The sequence below is a fragment of the Iamia sp. SCSIO 61187 genome, from assembly GCF_019443745.1.
Classification (GTDB): domain Bacteria; phylum Actinomycetota; class Acidimicrobiia; order Acidimicrobiales; family Iamiaceae; genus Iamia.
The window spans coordinates 2196753-2213514 of record NZ_CP050948.1; the positions used below are offsets into that span (position 1 = coordinate 2196753).

Below are 16762 nucleotides of genomic sequence, written 5' to 3' on the forward strand. Positions count from 1 at the left end.
CGTGGGGTAGAGAGGGGTGATGCTCGTCGAGCTGGCCGTCACCGACCTCGGGGTCATCGACCGCGCCCGGCTGGTGCTCGGACCCGGGCTGACCGCGCTGACCGGCGAGACCGGGGCGGGCAAGACGATGCTGGTCGAGGCCATCGCCCTGCTCCTCGGCGGCCGGGCCGACCCCGCCCTCGTGCGTCCGGGCGCGGCCGAGGCCGTCGTGGAGGGCCGCTTCGCCGACGGCGACGACGAGGTCGTGCTGACGCGCGTCGTGCCCCGCGACGGACGCTCGCGCGCCTACCTCGACGGGCGCATGGCCACCGCCGCAGCGCTGGCCGAGCGGGGTCGCGAGCTGGTCGACCTGCTCGGCCAGCACGCCCACCAGGCCCTGCTCACCACGGCCGCCCAGCGGGAGGCCCTCGACCGGGCCGCCGGGATCGACCTGGCCCCGCTGGCCGCGGCCCGGGCCCGGGTGGCCGAGATCGACCGGCGCCTGGCCGCGCTGGGGGGCGATGCCGGGGCCCGCGCCCGCGAGATCGACCTCCTCCGCTACCAGCTGGCCGAGCTGGAGGACGCCGGCGTCGGTGATCCCGACGAGGACACCGCCCTCGACGCCGAGGAGGACGCCCTGGCCGACGCCACGAGCCACCGGGAGGCAGCGGCCACCGCCGCCGAGGTCGTCGGAGCCGAGGGCGGGGGCCGCGACGCCCTGGCCGCCGCCCACGCCGCCGTGGCCGGGCGGGCCCCCTTCGCCGACCTGGCCGACCGCCTGGCCGCGGCGCTGGCCGAGGTCGAGGACCTCGCCGGCGAGCTGCGCGACGCGGTCGACCGGGTGGTCGACGACCCCGAGCGCCTCGCCGTGGTGCGGGAGCGGCGCCAGCTCCTCGTCGACCTCATCCGCAAGTACGGGACCGCTCGCGCCGGGCCCGACGCCGCGCCGGCCACCGGGGCCGGGACCCTCGGCGACGTCATCGCCTACCGCGACGAGGCCTCCGACCGCCTGGCCGACCTCGAGGCCCACGACGAGCGGGCCGCCGCCCTCGATGCGGAGCGGGCCGAGGCCGTGGCCGCCGTGGCCCGGGCCGAGGCCGCGGTGGGCGCGGCCCGTCGCACCGCCGCCCCCCGGCTGGCCCGGGCCGTGACCCGCCACCTGCGCGACCTCGCCCTCCCCGGCGCCGAGGTCCGGGTCACCGTGGGCGACGCCGACCCGGGCGACGACGTCGCCGTGCTCCTCGCCGCCGATCGGGGCGCCCCCGCCCTGCCCGTGGCCAAGGCCGCGTCGGGCGGCGAGCTGGCCCGCACCGGGCTGGCCCTGCGCCTGGTGCTGACCGCGGACCAGCCGACCCTCGTGTTCGACGAGGTCGACGCCGGCATCGGGGGCGAGGCCGCCGTCGCCGTGGGCCGGGCCCTGGCCGCCCTGGCCCGGGATCGCCAGGTCCTCGTGGTCACCCACCTGGCCCAGGTGGCGGCCTTCGCCACCGCCCAGATCGGGGTCACCAAGCGCTCCACCGGCGGCCGGGCCACGTCGGAGGCGGTGCTGATCGAGGGCGACGACCGGGTGGTCGAGCTGTCCCGGATGCTCTCGGGCACCCCCGACAGCCCCCGAGTGCGGGAGGCCGCCGCCGAGCTCCTCGCCACCGCCGCCGCCACCCGCCCCGGCTGACCGCCGGGACGGGGGAGCCGACCCCGGATCGGGAGCGGGGGGTGAACTTCGTGTGACGTAGGATCGCCGAAATGGCCGAGGACGACAGCGGAGACGTCGGCACCGACGTCCACCCTCCGCCCCCGACCGAGGCGTGGCCGGCCGTGGTGGGGGTCGCCCGGGTCGGGAAGCGGACGAAGGACCTGGCCAAGCGCATCCTGCCCGGAGAGATCGCGGTCATCGACCACGAGGACCTCGACACCGTCGCCACCGAGAGCCTGATCGCCGCCGGCGTGGTGGCCGTCGTCAACGCCTCGTCGTGCATCTCGGGGCGGTACCCGAACGCCGGGCCCCTCCTGCTGTCGGCGGCCGGCGTGGCCGTCCTCGACGGGGTCGGCTCCGGCGTGATGGAGGCGGTGGCCGACGGGACGCCGATCGCCATCGACGGGGACCGGGTCGTGGCCTTCGCCGAGGAGGTGGTCGACGGGACCGAGGTCGCCCGGGGCCACCGCCAGGACATCGGCACCTTCGGCGTCGTCCTCGAGAAGGCGCGCACCACGATGGGCGCCGAGCTCCAGCGGTTCGCCGAGAACACCCTCACCTACATCCAGCGCGAGGGCCACCTGCTGGTCGACGACCCCGACATCCCGGAGATCGACGTCGACTTCCGGGGCCGTCAGGTCCTCGTCGTCGTCCGCGGCGTCGACTACAAGAAGGACCTCGAGCTGCTGCGGCGCAGCGGCTACCTCAAGGAGCAGAAGCCGCTCCTCGTCGGCGTCGACGGCGGGGCCGACGCCTTCCTCGAGATGGGCATGACGCCCGACGTGATCATCGGCGACATGGACTCGGTGAGCGAGCGGGCCCTGCGCAGCGGCGCCGCCCTGGTCGTCCACGGCTACGCCGACGGGCGGGCGCCCGGCTCGGAGTACCTCGACGAGCTGGGCCTCGACCACGCCGTGTTCGCGTCGGTCGGGACCTCCGAGGACATCGCCATGCTCATGGCCTACGAGCGGGGCGCCGAGCTCATCGTGGCCGTGGGCACCCACTCGCACATGGTCGACTTCCTCGACAAGGGTCGACCGGGGATGGCCTCGACGTTCCTGGTGCGCCTGAAGGTCGGCCCCATCCTCGTCGACGCCAAGGGCGTGAACCGCCTGTACACGACCCACGTCGGGACCCGTGACCTCCTGCCGCTCGTGCTGGCGGCCATCATCACCATGATCATCATCGGCGTGGTGAGCGAGCCGATCCGCACCGTCGTGCGCGGCCTGGTGCTGCCCCTCCGATGACCGCCTGCCCCGGGACCCGCCCCCTCCGATGATCAACATCCGCTACCACATCGTCTCGATCACCGCGATCTTCCTCGCCCTCGGGATCGGCACGCTCCTCGGCAGCACGTTCCTCGATCGGGCGACCGTCGACCAGCTCGACCGGAACATCCGCAACGCCGAGGCCCGCATCGCCGACACCGAGGCCGAGAACCGCCGCCTGCAGGAGCTGGTCGACCGGGCCAACGGCCGCGACCTGGGGCTGATCCGGGCCAGCGAGGCGCTCCTCGCCGGCCAGCTGACCGACCAGCCGGTGCTGATCGTGGCCGCGCCCGGCGTCGACCAGGGCACCCTCGACACCCTCCGGCTGATCCTCGACAACGCCGACGCCGACCTGCGGGGCACCCTCGCGCTGCGCGACGACCTGGCCTTCGTCGACGGGGTCGACGCCGACCTGGCCGAGGAGCTCGGCCTCGACCCCGACGACGTCGAGGGCTCGGAGGTCACCGACCAGCTGGTGGCCGCCCTGGTGGCGGCCGGGGCGCCCGCCGACCCCGGCGAGGCCGCGGACCCGGGCACCGAGGAGCCGGGGGCCGGGACCACCACGACGGTGCCCGACGGCGCCACCACCACCGGGCCCGACGGCGCCCCGACCACCGCGCCCGAGGTCCCGGCCACGACCGCACCCGACGACGGCGGGACCGCCGGCGACGACGGCACCGGCGTCGGTGACGACGCCGCGGCCCCCGACGGCGAGTGGCCCGACGTCGTGCGAGCCCTCCTCGACGCCGACCTGGTCCGACTCGATCCCGGCCCGGCCTACACGGCCGACGATCCGATCCTCGAGCGCACGGGCTACCGCTACGTCTACGTGACCCAGCCCGGGCTCGAGCCGGAGGCCGACGAGCTGCTCCTGACCCTCCTGCCCGCGGAGGAGACCGACCCGCCCCTGCCGGCGGTGATCGTCAGCACCACCGTGCCGCCGCTCCCCGAGGGGGCCGAGGAGCCGCCGCCGACGGCCGTGACCCTGGTGCGCACCGACGCCAGCCGGGCCGAGCTGTACGACACGGTGGACGACATCGACACCTTCCTCGGGCTGTCGTCGACGGTGACGATCCTCCAGGCCGAGGAGGGCACGGCGGCGGGTCACTACGGCCAGGGCGAGGAAGCCACGGCGCTGGCGCCGGCTGGCACGTGACGCACGCGGGCGCGCCCGCGGGCGAGGTCGGGCCGGCCCGGCCCGAGGGCGAGGGTCCCGGCACGGTCCGGGCCGCGGTGGGGATGGGGGCCATCACCGCCGTGTCGCGGGTGGTGGGCTTCCTGCGCGTCCTGGTGGTGGCGGCGGTGCTGGGGTTCAGCTCCCTGGGGGACGCCTTCCAGTCGGCCAACTCGCTGTCGAACGTGCTGTTCGAGCTGCTCGCCGCCGGCGCCCTGTCGGCGGTCCTGGTCCCCGCCTTCGTGCGGCTCCTCGACGCCGGCGACGACGAGGGGGCCGAAGAGGTCGCCGGCGGGGTCCTGGGCCTGGCCCTCGTCGGCCTCGGTGGGCTGGTCCTCGCCGCCGTCCTGGCCGCCCCGCTGCTGGGGCGGCTCCTGACCCTCTCACCCGACGCCGTCGAGCAGCGCGAGCTGGTGACGTTCCTGCTTCGCCTCTTCCTGCCCCAGGTGGTGCTGTACGCCGCCGGGACGGTCGCGACCGGGGTCCTGTACGCCAAGCGCCGCTTCCTGGCCACCGCCGCCGCGCCGATCGGCAACACCATCGTGATGGTGGCCTCGCTGGCCGTGTTCCGGTGGGTCGCCGGCCCCGACCCGGGGCTCGACATCTCGACGGGGGAGCAGTGGATCCTCGTCGTGGCCGGCACCGGCGGCGTGGTCGCCTTCGTCGGGATCCTCCTCGTCGCCTGCCGGGCGTCGGGGTTCCGCCTCCGTCCCCGCTGGCCGGGACGGGACGCCCGGGTCGCCGAGGTGGCCCGGTCGGCCGGGTGGGGCGTCGTCCTCCACAGCTGCGCGGGAGCGATCCTCGGCGGCGCCATCGTGGCCAGCTCCGGCGTCGACGGTGCCGTCGTCGCCTACCAGACGGCCTGGGTCTTCTTCCTCGCCCCCTACGGGATCCTGGCCCAGCCGATCCACACCGCCATCCTCCCCGAGCTCGTCACCGAGGCCCGGGGCGACGACCTGCGCCAGTTCCGCACCTCGGTGCGGTGGGCGCTCGAGCGCATGGCCCTGACGGTCCTGCCCGTGGCGGTGGCCCTGGCCGCCCTGGGCGGGCCCGCCATGCGCATCGTCGCCTCCCTCGTCGACAGCACCGCCGACGGCGACAGCTTCCTCGGGGCCGCCCTCGCCACCTTGGCCCTCGGCCTGTTCCCCTACAGCGCCTTCCTCCTGCTGGCCCGGGCGTACTACGCCCTCGGCGACAGCCGCACGCCCGGTCTCGTCTCCCTCGTGGTCGCCGCCACCGGGCTCGCCGTGCTCGCCGTCGGTGCCCCCCTCACCGACGGCACCGCTCGGGTCACCGTCCTCGGGCTGGCCCACTCGTCGGCCTACCTGGTGGGGATGGTGATCCTGCTCGTCGGGTTGTCGCGCCGAGCGGGCGGGTCGGTGCTGCCCACCGCCGTCGTGGCCATGGCCGTGGTCGCCGCCGCCGTCGCCGTGATCGTGTGGTTCGCCAGCGACAGGCTCCTCTCGAGCCGCACCGGCATGGCGGCCGACGCCGTGGTCGCCGGCGGGCTGAGCGTCGTGGGTGCCCTCGGGCTCCTCATCGCGTACCGCGTCTCCGGGCTGCGCTCCCGCCTCACGCCCCGCCACGCCGACCCGACGCCGGCCGGCGAGGGCGCGGTGGACTCGGTGCTGCCGTGACCCGCCGACGGCTGGCGGCGGCGCTCGTCGCCCTCGTCTCCACGCTCGGCGTGGGGCTGACGGCCCCCGCTCCGGCCGCGGCCGGCGACCTCGACGGGTCCGTCGCCGTCGAGCGGGTGGTCATCGTCTCGCTGCCCGGGGTGTCGTGGTCCGAGGCCCGGCGGGCCGACATGCCGGTCCTCGACGGGCTCGTCGACGAGGCCGCCGTGGGCGTGATGTCCAGCCAGATCGGTCGGGGCCCGGCCAGCACGACGGCGGCCTACCTCACCATCGGTGCCGGAACCCGAGCCGTCGTGCCCGGCATCGACACTGGCGTCGCCCTCAACCCCGACGAGCTCCACGGCGGCGTGCTCGCCACCGACATCCTGCGCCGCCGCCTGGGCAGCGCCGTCCCCGGCATCGCCTACCTCCCGGTGGGGGCGGCCCTCGACGCCAACGCCGACTCGCCCTACGGCGCCGTCCCGGGGACGCTCGGGGACGCCCTCGCGCGCGCCGGCATCACCTCGGCGGTGATCGCCAACGCCGACGCCGCCGAGGGCTTCCCCATCGACGAGCCCCCGCCCGACGGTGCCTTCTCCCGCAGCGCGGCGACCGCCCTGATGCGGAGCGACGGCATCGTCCCCGAGGGCACCGTCGGGCGCGACCTCCTCCTCGAGGACCCCGACGCCCCGTTCGGCCGGCGGTTCGCCCGCTCGCGGGTCCTCGACGCGTTCGACCGCTCGTGGCTGCCGGACCGCCGGGAGGTGGTCCTCCTCGAGGCGTCCGACCTCAGCCGGGCCGCGGCCTACGGGTCCCGCTCGACCCCCGAGCAGCGCATCGCCCTCCGCCGCGAGGCCCTCGAGGACGCCGACGCCCTGCTGGGCGACGTCCTCGATCGGGTCGACCCCCGCACCGACGCCGTCCTGGTCCTCTCGCCGGTCGCGCCCGGCGGCTCGGGCCTGGTCGCCCTGCGGGCCCCCGGGGTGGAGCCCGGCCTCCTGCGGTCGGCGACCACCCGACGGGCCGGGTACGTGCTGCTGGCCGACGTCGCCCCCACGGTCCTGACCCTGGTGGGGGAGGAGCCGCCGACGTCGATCGAGGGCCGACCCTTCGCCATCGAGGCCGGGTCCGGCGACCGGGTCGGGGACCTGATCGACCAGGGCATCGCCGCCCGGTCCCGCGACGACCGGCTCCCCGTGGTGGTGCAGGTCATCATCGCCGCCCTGGCCCTCCTCGTCCTCGGCGTCGCCGCCGGCGAGCGGCTGCCGGCCCGGCTGAGGCCCGCCCTCGGGCCGGCCGCGGTCGGGATGCTCGGCGTCGTGCCCGGCACCTACCTGGCCGGCCACATCGACGACGGCCGCCAGGGGTTCGGGACCTACGCCGCCGCCGTCCTCGCCTGCGCCGTGGTCGTGGCGCTGGTGGGGTGGCTGTTCGAGCGCCGCTGGCCCGGCACCGGGATCCTCGTGGGCCTGGGCTCGATCCTCCTGGTGATCGGCGGCGACGTGCTCGTCGGGGCGCCGCTCCAGGTCAACACCGTGTTCGGCTACTCGACCGCCGTGGCCGGGCGCTTCGCCGGGCTCGGCAACCTCGCCTTCGCCCTCTTCAGCGCGGCCGCGCTCACCTTCGCCGTCGCCCTCGTCGAGCGCGGGGGGCGCCGGACCCTCGGGGTCGCCGGGGGACTGCTGGTCGCCGCCGTGCTCATCGACGGGCTGCCCATGCTGGGGGCCGACGTGGGCGGGGTCGCCTCCATGGTCCCGGCCTTCGCCCTGACCGCCATGGTCCTGACCGGGCGCACCGTCCGGTGGACGCACCTGGTGGCCAGCGTGGCCGCGTCCTTCGGGGCGGTCGTCGCCTTCGGGCTCCTCGACGCCTCGCGCCCGCCCGGGTCGCGGACCCACCTCGCCCGCCTGGGCGAGCACGTGGTCAACCGGCGGTTCACCTCGGTCGCCGACACCCTCCTGCGACGGGTGCACGCCAGCTTCGGGTCGACCGACGCCGCGGTGTGGGTCCTGGCCCTGGCGCTGGTCGCGGCGGCCGGCCTGCACGCCGCGGTCGTCGCCCGGGGTGGCAGCCGGTGGCTCGACCGGCTGCGGCCCCGGGGGATCACGGCCACCGCCCTGGCCGTCGGGCTCGGCGCCCTCGCCGTGCTGGGCCTGGTGGTCAACGATTCGTCGGTCGCCGTGCCGGCCACCATGCTCATCGTCATCGTGCCCGTCCTCGTCTCCCGCCGCCTGCCCTCGTGGGGGTCGTCCCCCGACGCCCTGGAGGCCCGATGACCGTGGTGCTCGCCCTGCTGGCCGGGGTGGCCGCCGCCCTCGTGCTCGAGCGGACGACCCGGGCGACCTTCGCCCAGCCCGTCCTCGACCGCGAGAACTACCGGGGCCACCACCTGCCGACCGCCGCCGGGCTCCTGCTCGTCGCCGCCGTCGTCGCCGTCGACGGGGGACGGACCGCTCTCGGCCTCGTCGGCCTGGGCGACGCCGACACCGCCGCCCCCCGCACCGCCGTCCTCCTCGCCGTCGTCGCCTTCGGGTTCCTGGGCCTGGCCGACGACCTCCTGGGCGATGCCCACGACCGGGGTCTCCGCGGCCACGTCCGGGCCGCCCTGCGGGGCCGGGTCACGACCGGGTTCGTGAAGCTGGGCGGCGGGGCCTCGGTGGCCCTGGTGATCGCCGGCGCCGTCGACGGCGACCGGCCCGGCCGGGTCCTGGTCGACGCCGCCCTCATCGCCCTGGCCGCCAACATGGGCAACCTGTTCGACCGGGCCCCGGGGCGCACCCTCAAGGTCGGCCTGGTGGCCGGCGTCCCCCTCCTCCTCGTCGCCGGCACCGCCGCCACCGGGGTGGCCCTGGCCGTGGTCGTGGGGGCGGGGCTCGGTCTCCTGCCCGGCGACCTGCGGGAGCGGTCGATGCTGGGCGACACCGGCGCCAACGCCTTCGGCGCCGCCCTGGGCGTGGCCACCGTCCTGACGGCCTCGCCGGCGGTGCGGGTCGGGGTGGCCGCCGCCCTCCTGGCCCTCACGCTCCTCTCCGAGGTCGTGTCCTTCAGCCGGATCATCAAGGCCGTCGCCCCGCTGCGCGCGCTCGACGGCCTGGGACGCCTGCGGCTGGAGGAGGGGCGATGACCCCGGCCGGCGTGGCCCGCCGGGTCGTCCTGGCCGTGCTGGCCCTCGTCACGGTGCTCGGGGCCGCCGCCCCCGCCGGGGCCCAGGACGGCGGCGACGACGAGGCCGTGGCCGGCCGGCCCGGGCGCGTCCTGGTCGTGTCGATCCCCGGCCTCACCTGGGCCGACGTGGCCGAGCACGAGCTGCCCCACCTCGAGGAGCTGTTCGCCCAGGCCGCGGTCGCCGACCTCGCCCCCCGGGCCATCGGACCCCGGGCGACGCCCGGCGAGGCCTACCTCACCATCTCGGCCGGGACCCGGGCCGCGACCGAGCCGTCCGTCGACGGCCAGGTCCTCGCCCTCGACGAGGAGAGCTCGGGATCGGCCGCGGGCGAGATCTTCTCCCGGCGCACCGGCGTCCGACCCGACGGCCCCTACGTGTCGCTGTCGTGGCCGGTGCTCGTCGCCGCCAACGCCGACGAGCCCTACGACGCCGAGCCCGGTCTGCTGGCCGACACCCTGCTCGACGCCGAGGTGACGGCGACGGTGATCGGCAACGCCGACGGCACCGAGTCGATCGGCCCCAGCTACGAGCGCCAGGTCGGGCTGGCCCTCACCGACACCGACGGGGTGGTGCCCAACGGCCACCTGGGCAAGGACCTCCTCGTCCCGGACGTGGCCCAGCCCTTCGGGCTCCGCACCGACATCGACGCGGTCGCCGACCGCTTCGGCCCGGCGTGGGCGGCCGCCGAACCCGGACCGTCCCACCCCGGCGGTGGGCTGGTCCTCGTCGAGGCGTCGGACACCGCCCGGGTCCTGCGCTACCGCTCGACGGTCGACGCCGGGCGCTACGACGAGCTGTGGACCGACGCCCTCGGCGCCACCGACCAGCTCGTCGCCCGGCTCATGGAGGACGTGGACCTGGCGCGGGACACGGTGGTCGTCGTCGCCCCCTACAACCGCAGGGGCGACCGCGACCTCACCGTCGCCGCCATGGCCGGCGCCGGGATCGATCCCGGCTACCTCCGCTCGGGCTCCAGCCAGCGGGCGGGGTTCCTGACCCTCGCCGACGTGGCGCCGACGCTCCTCGACCGCTTCGACATCCCCCGCCCCACCTCGATGGAGGGGCGCCCGGCCCTCGCCGTCGACACCTCCGACGGGCCGGCCGAGCGCATCGACCACCTGGTGTCGCTGAACGACGCCTCCCGCTTCCGGGAGCGCCTCCTCACCCCCACGACCACCGTCGTGGTCCTCCTGCTGGCCGTGTGCGTCGCCCTCGGCCTGGCCGCCCACACCAACGGCTGGAGCGCCCGGGCCCGGGGGCTGATCGCCTTCGCGGCCCTGTGGGACCTCGCCATCCTGCCGGCGTCGTACCTGGCCCGCGCCTTCCCGCTGGAGGAGCAGGGCGCCCGCTTCTACTGGCTGGTCGTCGTCCTGATCTCGCTGGCCGTCGCCGCTGGGGCCACGGCCGTGGCGCGGTGGCGCGCCCGGCCTCGGCTGGCGCTCGTCATCGTGCTCGCCGTCGTGGGTGGGGTGATCGTCGGTGACGTGGTGACCGGGTCGCGCCTGAGCCTGAGCGCCGCCTTCGGCTACTCGCCGACGGGCAACTCCCGGCTCTACGGCGTGAGCAACTACTCCTACGGCCAGATCGCCGTCCCCGCCCTGCTGCTGGCGGCGTGGGTCGCCGCCGTCCGCGCCGGGCGCACCGGCCGGGTCCTCGCCACCGCCCTCCTGCTCGCCACCGTCGTCGTGATCGGCCTCCCGACGTGGGGCGCCGACGTGGGCGGGGTGCTGGCGTTCACCCCGGCGCTCCTCGTGTTCGGGCTGGTGCTCTCCAAGCGCCGGATCCGGCTCCGCGCCCTGCTGATGGCGGGTCTGGTGACCCTGGTCGCCATCGTCGCCTTCGGGCTGCTCGACCTGGCCCGCCCGCCGGGGGACCGGGCCCACCTCGGGCGCCTGTTCGAGCGGGTGGGGGAGGAGGGTCTGGGCCCGCTGCTCTCGCTGGTGGAGCGGAAGCTGGCCGCCAACCTGCAGGTGTCGACCGAGTCGCTGTGGGTCGCGGCCATCCCGATCGCCCTCGCCCTGTGGGTCTACCTCGTCCGGTTCCCGACCCGACCCCTCCGGCGCCTGACGGCGGACCTCGAGACCCTCCCGGCCGCGCTGGCCGGCACGCTCGTGGCCGCCGTGCTCGGCAGCGCCCTCAACGACTCCGGCGCCATCGTCGGCGGCGTCGCCGCCCTCGTCCTCGCCGCCGCCCTCGTGGTCCTGCTCATGGACGTCGAGGGCGGGCCCCCGACGGCCCGGGCCGAGGTGGCGCCGCCCGACGCCGAGGGCCTGCCCGCGACCGGCGCCGAGGCCCCGCCCGACGCGGCGCGGACCGGGGCGACGCCGGCCGGGGCGGGCGCGACCGACCGGGTGCGCGGCGCCGAGCCTCCGCCGGGGTAGGGTGCGATCCCGTGGTCATCACGGCAGGAAACTCATGACGAAGCACGTCTTCGTCACCGGCGGCGTGGCCTCGTCGCTGGGCAAGGGCATCAGCGCCTCGTCGCTGGGGCGTCTCCTCAAGGCCCGGGGTCTCCGGGTCACGATGCAGAAGCTCGACCCCTACATCAACGTCGACCCCGGGACGATGAACCCGTTCGAGCACGGGGAGGTGTTCGTCACCGACGACGGGGGCGAGACCGACCTCGACCTCGGGCACTACGAGCGCTTCATCGACGAGAACCTGTCGCGGGCGAGCAACGCCACCACCGGGTCGATCTACTCCTCGGTCCTGGCCCAGGAGCGGCGGGGTGACTACCTCGGCCGCACCGTCCAGGTGATCCCCCACATCACCGACGAGATCAAGCGCCGGATCCGCGCCCTGGTCGCCGAGGACGTCGACGTCGTGATCACCGAGATCGGCGGCACCGTCGGCGACATCGAGATCCTCCCGTTCCTCGAGGCCATCCGGCAGTTCCGCCTCGACGTGGGCCGCGACAACGTCTGCTACATCCACGTCACCCTGGTCCCGTTCATCGGGCCGTCGGGGGAGCAGAAGACCAAGCCCACCCAGCACTCGGTGACCGAGCTGCGCAGCCGGGGCATCCAGCCCGACGTGATCGTCTGCCGCAGCGAGTCGCCCATCGGCGAGGGCCTCAAGCGCAAGATCTCCTCGCTGTGCGACGTGCAGCCCTCCGGGGTGGTCAACGCCGCTGACGCCGGGAACCTCTACGAGGTCCCGCTCATCCTCCACGACGAGGGCTTCGACGCCGAGGTCTGCCAGGTCCTGCGCCTCGACGCCGGCGAGCCCGACCTGACCGAGTGGCAGGCCCTCGTCGACAAGATCGAGCGGGCCGAGCGCTCGGTGCGCATCGGCATCATCGGCAAGTACGTCAGCCTCCCCGACGCCTACCTGTCCGTCGTCGAGGCCACCCGCCACGGCGGCTTCCACCACGGGGCCCGCGTCGAGATCGACTGGATCCAGGCCGAGGAGGTCGAGGGCCTGCTGGCCAGCAGCCGCCTGGCCGACCTCGACGGCATGGTGATCCCCGGCGGCTTCGGCGAGCGGGGCACCGAGGGCAAGGTCGCGGCGGCGCGCTTCTCGCGCGAGAACGGGATCCCGTGCCTGGGCCTGTGCCTCGGGCTCCAGATGATGGTCGTCGACTACGCCCGCAACGTGCTCGGCCTGGCCGGGGCCAACAGCCGCGAGCTCGACCCCGCCACCCCGTACCCGGTGATCGACCTGATGGACGACCAGCGCGACGTCACCGACAAGGGCGGGACGATGCGCCTCGGGGCCTACGTGGCCGAGCTGCAGCCGGGCTCCAAGGTGGCCGAGATCTACGGCCGCACCGTCGTCTCCGAGCGCCACCGGCACCGCTACGAGTTCAACCCGCGCCTCCGGCACCACTTCGAGGGCACCACCCTCCGCCTGTCGGGCGAGTCGCCCGACCACCGCCTGGTCGAGTTCGTCGAGCTCGACGACCACCCGTTCTGGGTGGCCACCCAGGCCCACCCCGAGCTCAAGAGCCGACCCAACCGGGCCGCCCCGCTGTTCCGGGAGCTGGTCGGCGCCGCCCTCGACCGGGCCGAGGGGCGCAACCCGCACCTGTTCGACGCCGACGCGGTCGACGCGGCCGCCGTCGCCGCCGCAGCGGCGACACCGGCCTCGGCCTAGCGGGGTGGCGGGGGACCCCACCGGGGGCTTCCGGCACCTGGGGGACGAGGTCGTCTACTCCGGCGGCCGGCGCATGCGCGTCGTGCGGGCCACCTTCGCCGCCCCCGACGGATCGACCTTCACCCGCGACGTGGTCCGCACCCAGGGTGCGGTGGCGGTCGTGCCCCTCCTCGACGACGGCGAGACCGTCCTGCTCGTCCGCCAGTACCGGGGCCCGCTGGACGCCCTGCTGCTCGAGATCCCGGCCGGGCTCCTCGACGTCGAGGGCGAGGAGCCGGCCGACTGCGCCCGGCGGGAGCTGGTCGAGGAGGTCGGGTGCACCGCCGACGAGGTCACGCTCCTCGCCCACGCCCACGTCGCCGCCGGGATCAGCGACCACACGGTCACGATCTACCTGGGGACGGGGCTCACCGAGGTGGGCCAGGACCTCCAGGGACCGGAGGAGGAGCACATGACCGTCGAGCGGCTCTCGCTGCGCGACGTCCCCCGCCTCGTGGCCGACGGGACGCTCACCGACGGCAAGACGATCATCGGCCTGCTGGCGGCGCGGGAGCGCCTCGGGCTGGGGCCGTGACCTCGCCGCCCGGCGGCGACGACCCGACGCGGGGCACCTTCGTCGCCCTGCCGCTCGAGGCCGAGGAGCTGCTGGGCTGGCTGCGGGTCGAGAAGGGCCGCTCGGCATCGACCCTGGCGGCCTACCGGACGGACCTCCGGGGGTACTGCGCCTGGCTGGCCGAGCGGGGCCTGGCCCTGCGCCAGGTGGGGGAGGAGGACATCACCGCCTACGTCGAGCACCTGAAGGCCCAGGGGCGCAAGGAGTCGACGGTGAAGCGGGCCGTGGTGGTCGTCCGCAGCCTGCACCGGTTCCTGGTGCGGGAGGGCACCGTCACCGTCGACCCGGCGTCGGAGGTCGCCGTGCCCAAGGTCCCTCGCAACCTCCCCAAGGCGCTGTCGGAGGCCGACGTGACCCGCCTCCTCGACGCCGTGGTGGGGGACGACCCCGTGGCCCGGCGCGACCGGGTGATCCTCGAGGTCCTCTACGGCACCGGGCTGCGCATCTCCGAGCTGGTCGGGCTGTCGCTGGCCGACGTCGACACCGACGACGCCCTCGTCCGGGCCTTCGGCAAGGGGGCCAAGGAGCGCATCGTGCCCCTCGGACGGGTGGCCCGGCGGGCCGTCCTGGACTGGCTCGCCCCCGGGGGCCGCGACGCCCTGACCCCGAAGCAGTGGGCCCGCCGGGGCGATGCCGAGGCCCTCCTGCTCAACCGGCGGGGAGGCCGGCTGACCCGGCAGGGCGCCTGGGGCGTGGTGCGCAAGTACGGCGAGCAGGTGGGGCTGGCCGACCAGCTCAGCCCGCACGTCCTGCGGCACTCGTGCGCCACCCACATGCTCGACCACGGCGCCGACGTCCGCACCGTGCAGGAGCTGCTCGGCCACTCGTCGGTGAGCACCACGCAGATCTACACCCTGGTCTCCCAGGAGCGCCTCTGGCAGGTGTACCGCGACGCCCACCCCCGGGCCCGCGCCTGAGGCGGAGGACCGGCCGGGTGTGACGTCGCCTGCCATCGCCCTCGGGATCCGGCCGGGTGGCCGACTACCCTGACGAGATGCTGACCGCCGACCTGCTCACCGAGCTCCGCGCCGCGCTGGAGGCCGACCGCGACCAGCTGCGGCAGCAGATCGCCGGCCTCCCCGGCGAGAGCGACTTCGACGAGAACCACGCCGACTCCGGCCAGGTGGCCGCCGAGCTGGGCGAGGGCCGGGTCCTGGCCGGCGCCCTGGGCGACCAGCTGGCCGAGGTCGAGCACGCCCTGGAGAAGATGGACGCCGGCACCTACGGCCTGTGCGAGGCCGACGGCGAGCCCATCGACGCCGGCCGGCTCGAGGCCATGCCCGCCACCCGCTTCTGCATCGACCACGCCTGAACCGCGGCGCCGGCTCGCCGACGCGACGTCGGTGACCGCCGTCCAGCGCGCCCTGCCGTAGGTTCATGGGATGAGCGCGGGGCACCTGGTCAGGCGGTTCCTCGGCTCGCTGGCCCCGCGCCGGCTGTCCGAGGACGAGGCCGTGTGGGTGGCGAGCCACCTCCAGCCCGCCGAGGCCGAGCTGTGGGGTCGCATGAGCCGCGCCGACCGGCGCCACGCCGTCGGCGTCGCCCGGCGGGCCCAGGCCGCCCTCGGCGACGCCGCCACCCGCCCCGTCATGGCCGCCGCCCTGCTCCACGACGTGGGCAAGGTCGAGGCCGACCTGGGCACCTACGGCCGGGTGATGGCCACGCTCTCGGCCAAGGCCGCCGGTCGGGGCACCGCCCACGCCTGGTCCCAGACCCGCGGCATCACCCGCCGCATCGGTCTGTACCTCCTCCACGAGGAGCTGGGCGCGGACCTCCTGGCCCTGGCCGGGTCCGACCCGCTGACGGTCACCCTCGTGCGGGAGTGGTCCGTCGACCCCGCCGACCGCACCGCCCCGGCCGCCCTCCTCGACCCCCTCCGCGCCGCCGACGACGCCTGAGCACGCCACGCAGTGCCCGAGCGGTCCAGGGTCAAGGGCGCCCGAACGATCTCCGTCGCCGGCCTCGGTCCTGTTCGCGCCAGGCGACACGCCTGGCCGGCAGCGGTGTCGGAACGGCGGTGGCCGGGCCACCCGAGGTCAGGCGTCGAGCAGGCCGATGTGCTCCCGGGCCCGGGCCAGGGTGGCGGCGGCCGTCCCCCGGGCCTTGGCGGCCCCGACGGCGAGCAGGCGCTGGGTCTCGGCCGGGTCGGCCTCCAGCTCGCGGAACCGGGCCTGGATGGGCTCGAGCAGGGCGACCACGGCAGCAGCCGTGTCGGCCTTGAGCGGGCCGTACTGGGTGTAGCCGGCGGCCGCCTCCTCCGGGGTGCGACCGGTGGCCCCGCCCAGGATCGACAAGAGGTTGGAGACGCCCGGCTTGGCCGCGACGTCGAAGCGGACCTCGGACTCCGTGTCGGTCACGGCCCGCTTGATCTTCCGCTCGACGACCTTGGGCTCATCGAGCACCAGGATCGTCCCCGACGCCGTGGCCGCCGACTTCGACATCTTCGAGGTCGGGTCCTGGAGGTCCATCACCCGGGCGCCGGCCTTCGGGAACGTCGCCCGGGGGACGGTGAACGTCGGCCCGTAGCGGGAGTTGAACCGCTCGGCCAGGTCACGGGCCAGCTCCACGTGCTGGCGCTGGTCGTCGCCGACGGGTACCTCGTCGGTGTCGTAGAGGAGGATGTCGGCGGCCATGAGGGCGGGGTAGGTCAGCAGCCCGCCGGAGACGAACGAGGCCCGGCCGCCCTTGTCCTTGAACTGGGTCATGCGCTGGAGCTCGCCGATCGAGGCGGTGCACTCCATCAGCCAGGCGAGCCCGCTGTGCTCGGCCACGTGGCTCTGGACGAACACCGTGCAGACATCCGGGTCGAGGCCGACGGCCAGGAACATCTGGGAGAGCCGCAGCGTGGCGTCGCGCAGGGCGGCCGGGTCCTGGGGGACGGTGAGGGCGTGGAGGTCGACCACGCAGTGGATGGCGTCGGTCGTGTGCTGGTCGTGGACCCAGCGCTGCAGCGCCCCCAGCAGGTTGCCGAGGTGGACGTCGCCGGTCGGCTGCATGCCGGAGAAGACACGGGTCATGGGCGGCGAGCGTAGGGGCCGACGCCCGGAGCACCAGCCTCCGTTGCTCGACCTCGCAGCGGGCCAGCGTCGGGCCGGCGGCCGCGACGGCACCGGCGGAGCTCCTCGTCGCCCTGAACGCCGTGCTCCGGCACGGGGCAG

At 75.6% G+C, this 16762-nt stretch carries 13 protein-coding genes; 12 read left to right on the top strand and 1 reads right to left on the bottom strand.

Going from position 1 to position 16762, the window contains the following annotated elements; genetic code table 11:
- Positions 1 to 19 precede the first annotated feature (19 nt).
- The 12 genes from HC251_RS10575 (at position 20) to HC251_RS10630 (ending at position 15502) form a co-directional block, all read left to right on the top strand.
- Positions 20 to 1651, top strand: coding sequence for a DNA repair protein RecN (locus tag HC251_RS10575; RefSeq protein WP_219945252.1), 1632 nt, complete (start codon positions 20 to 22; stop codon positions 1649 to 1651).
- Between the two features lie 71 nt (positions 1652 to 1722).
- Positions 1723 to 2919, top strand: a complete 1197-nt coding sequence (gene steA, locus HC251_RS10580) for a putative cytokinetic ring protein SteA (RefSeq protein WP_219945253.1) — start codon at positions 1723 to 1725, stop codon at positions 2917 to 2919.
- A 28-nt stretch (positions 2920 to 2947) separates the two neighbouring features.
- Positions 2948 to 4096 (top strand): copper transporter, encoded by a 1149-nt coding sequence (locus HC251_RS10585; RefSeq protein WP_219945254.1) that lies wholly within the window; start codon positions 2948 to 2950, stop codon positions 4094 to 4096.
- Positions 4093 to 5751: a lipid II flippase MurJ gene (locus HC251_RS10590; RefSeq protein WP_219945255.1), complete on the top strand. Its 1659-nt coding sequence runs from the start codon at positions 4093 to 4095 to the stop codon at positions 5749 to 5751. Before HC251_RS10585 ends, HC251_RS10590 begins: the two co-directional genes overlap by 4 nt.
- A complete protein-coding gene (locus HC251_RS10595; protein ID WP_219945256.1) occupies positions 5748 to 8006 on the top strand; it encodes a hypothetical protein in 2259 nt (752 codons plus the stop codon). The genes HC251_RS10590 and HC251_RS10595 overlap by 4 nt, the downstream gene beginning before the upstream one ends.
- Positions 8003 to 8854 carry a hypothetical protein gene (locus HC251_RS10600; protein ID WP_219945257.1) on the top strand — a complete coding sequence of 284 codons (852 nt, stop codon included), beginning with the start codon at positions 8003 to 8005 and terminating at the stop codon, positions 8852 to 8854. The genes HC251_RS10595 and HC251_RS10600 overlap by 4 nt, the downstream gene beginning before the upstream one ends.
- Positions 8851 to 11277 carry a hypothetical protein gene (locus tag HC251_RS10605; protein WP_219945258.1) on the top strand — a complete coding sequence of 809 codons (2427 nt, stop codon included), beginning with the start codon at positions 8851 to 8853 and terminating at the stop codon, positions 11275 to 11277. Before HC251_RS10600 ends, HC251_RS10605 begins: the two co-directional genes overlap by 4 nt.
- A 34-nt stretch (positions 11278 to 11311) precedes the next feature.
- Positions 11312 to 12991: a CTP synthase gene (locus tag HC251_RS10610; RefSeq protein ID WP_219945259.1), complete on the top strand. Its 1680-nt coding sequence runs from the start codon at positions 11312 to 11314 to the stop codon at positions 12989 to 12991.
- Between the two features lie 4 nt (positions 12992 to 12995).
- Positions 12996 to 13565, top strand: a complete 570-nt coding sequence (locus HC251_RS10615; protein ID WP_219945260.1) for an NUDIX domain-containing protein — start codon at positions 12996 to 12998, stop codon at positions 13563 to 13565.
- Entirely contained in the window at positions 13562 to 14521 is a 960-nt protein-coding gene (locus HC251_RS10620) for a site-specific tyrosine recombinase XerD (RefSeq protein WP_219945261.1), read from the top strand. The genes HC251_RS10615 and HC251_RS10620 overlap by 4 nt, the downstream gene beginning before the upstream one ends.
- Before the next feature lie 77 nt (positions 14522 to 14598).
- Positions 14599 to 14916, top strand: a complete 318-nt coding sequence (locus tag HC251_RS10625) for a TraR/DksA C4-type zinc finger protein (RefSeq protein WP_219945262.1) — start codon at positions 14599 to 14601, stop codon at positions 14914 to 14916.
- Between the two features lie 70 nt (positions 14917 to 14986).
- Positions 14987 to 15502, top strand: coding sequence for a hypothetical protein (locus tag HC251_RS10630; RefSeq protein ID WP_219945263.1), 516 nt, complete (start codon positions 14987 to 14989; stop codon positions 15500 to 15502).
- 138 nt (positions 15503 to 15640) lie between these two features.
- Here HC251_RS10630 and trpS read toward each other — a convergent pair whose 3' ends face one another.
- Positions 15641 to 16621: a tryptophan--tRNA ligase gene (trpS, locus tag HC251_RS10635; protein WP_219945264.1), complete on the bottom strand. Its 981-nt coding sequence runs from the start codon at positions 16619 to 16621 to the stop codon at positions 15641 to 15643.
- Positions 16622 to 16762 lie beyond the last annotated feature (141 nt).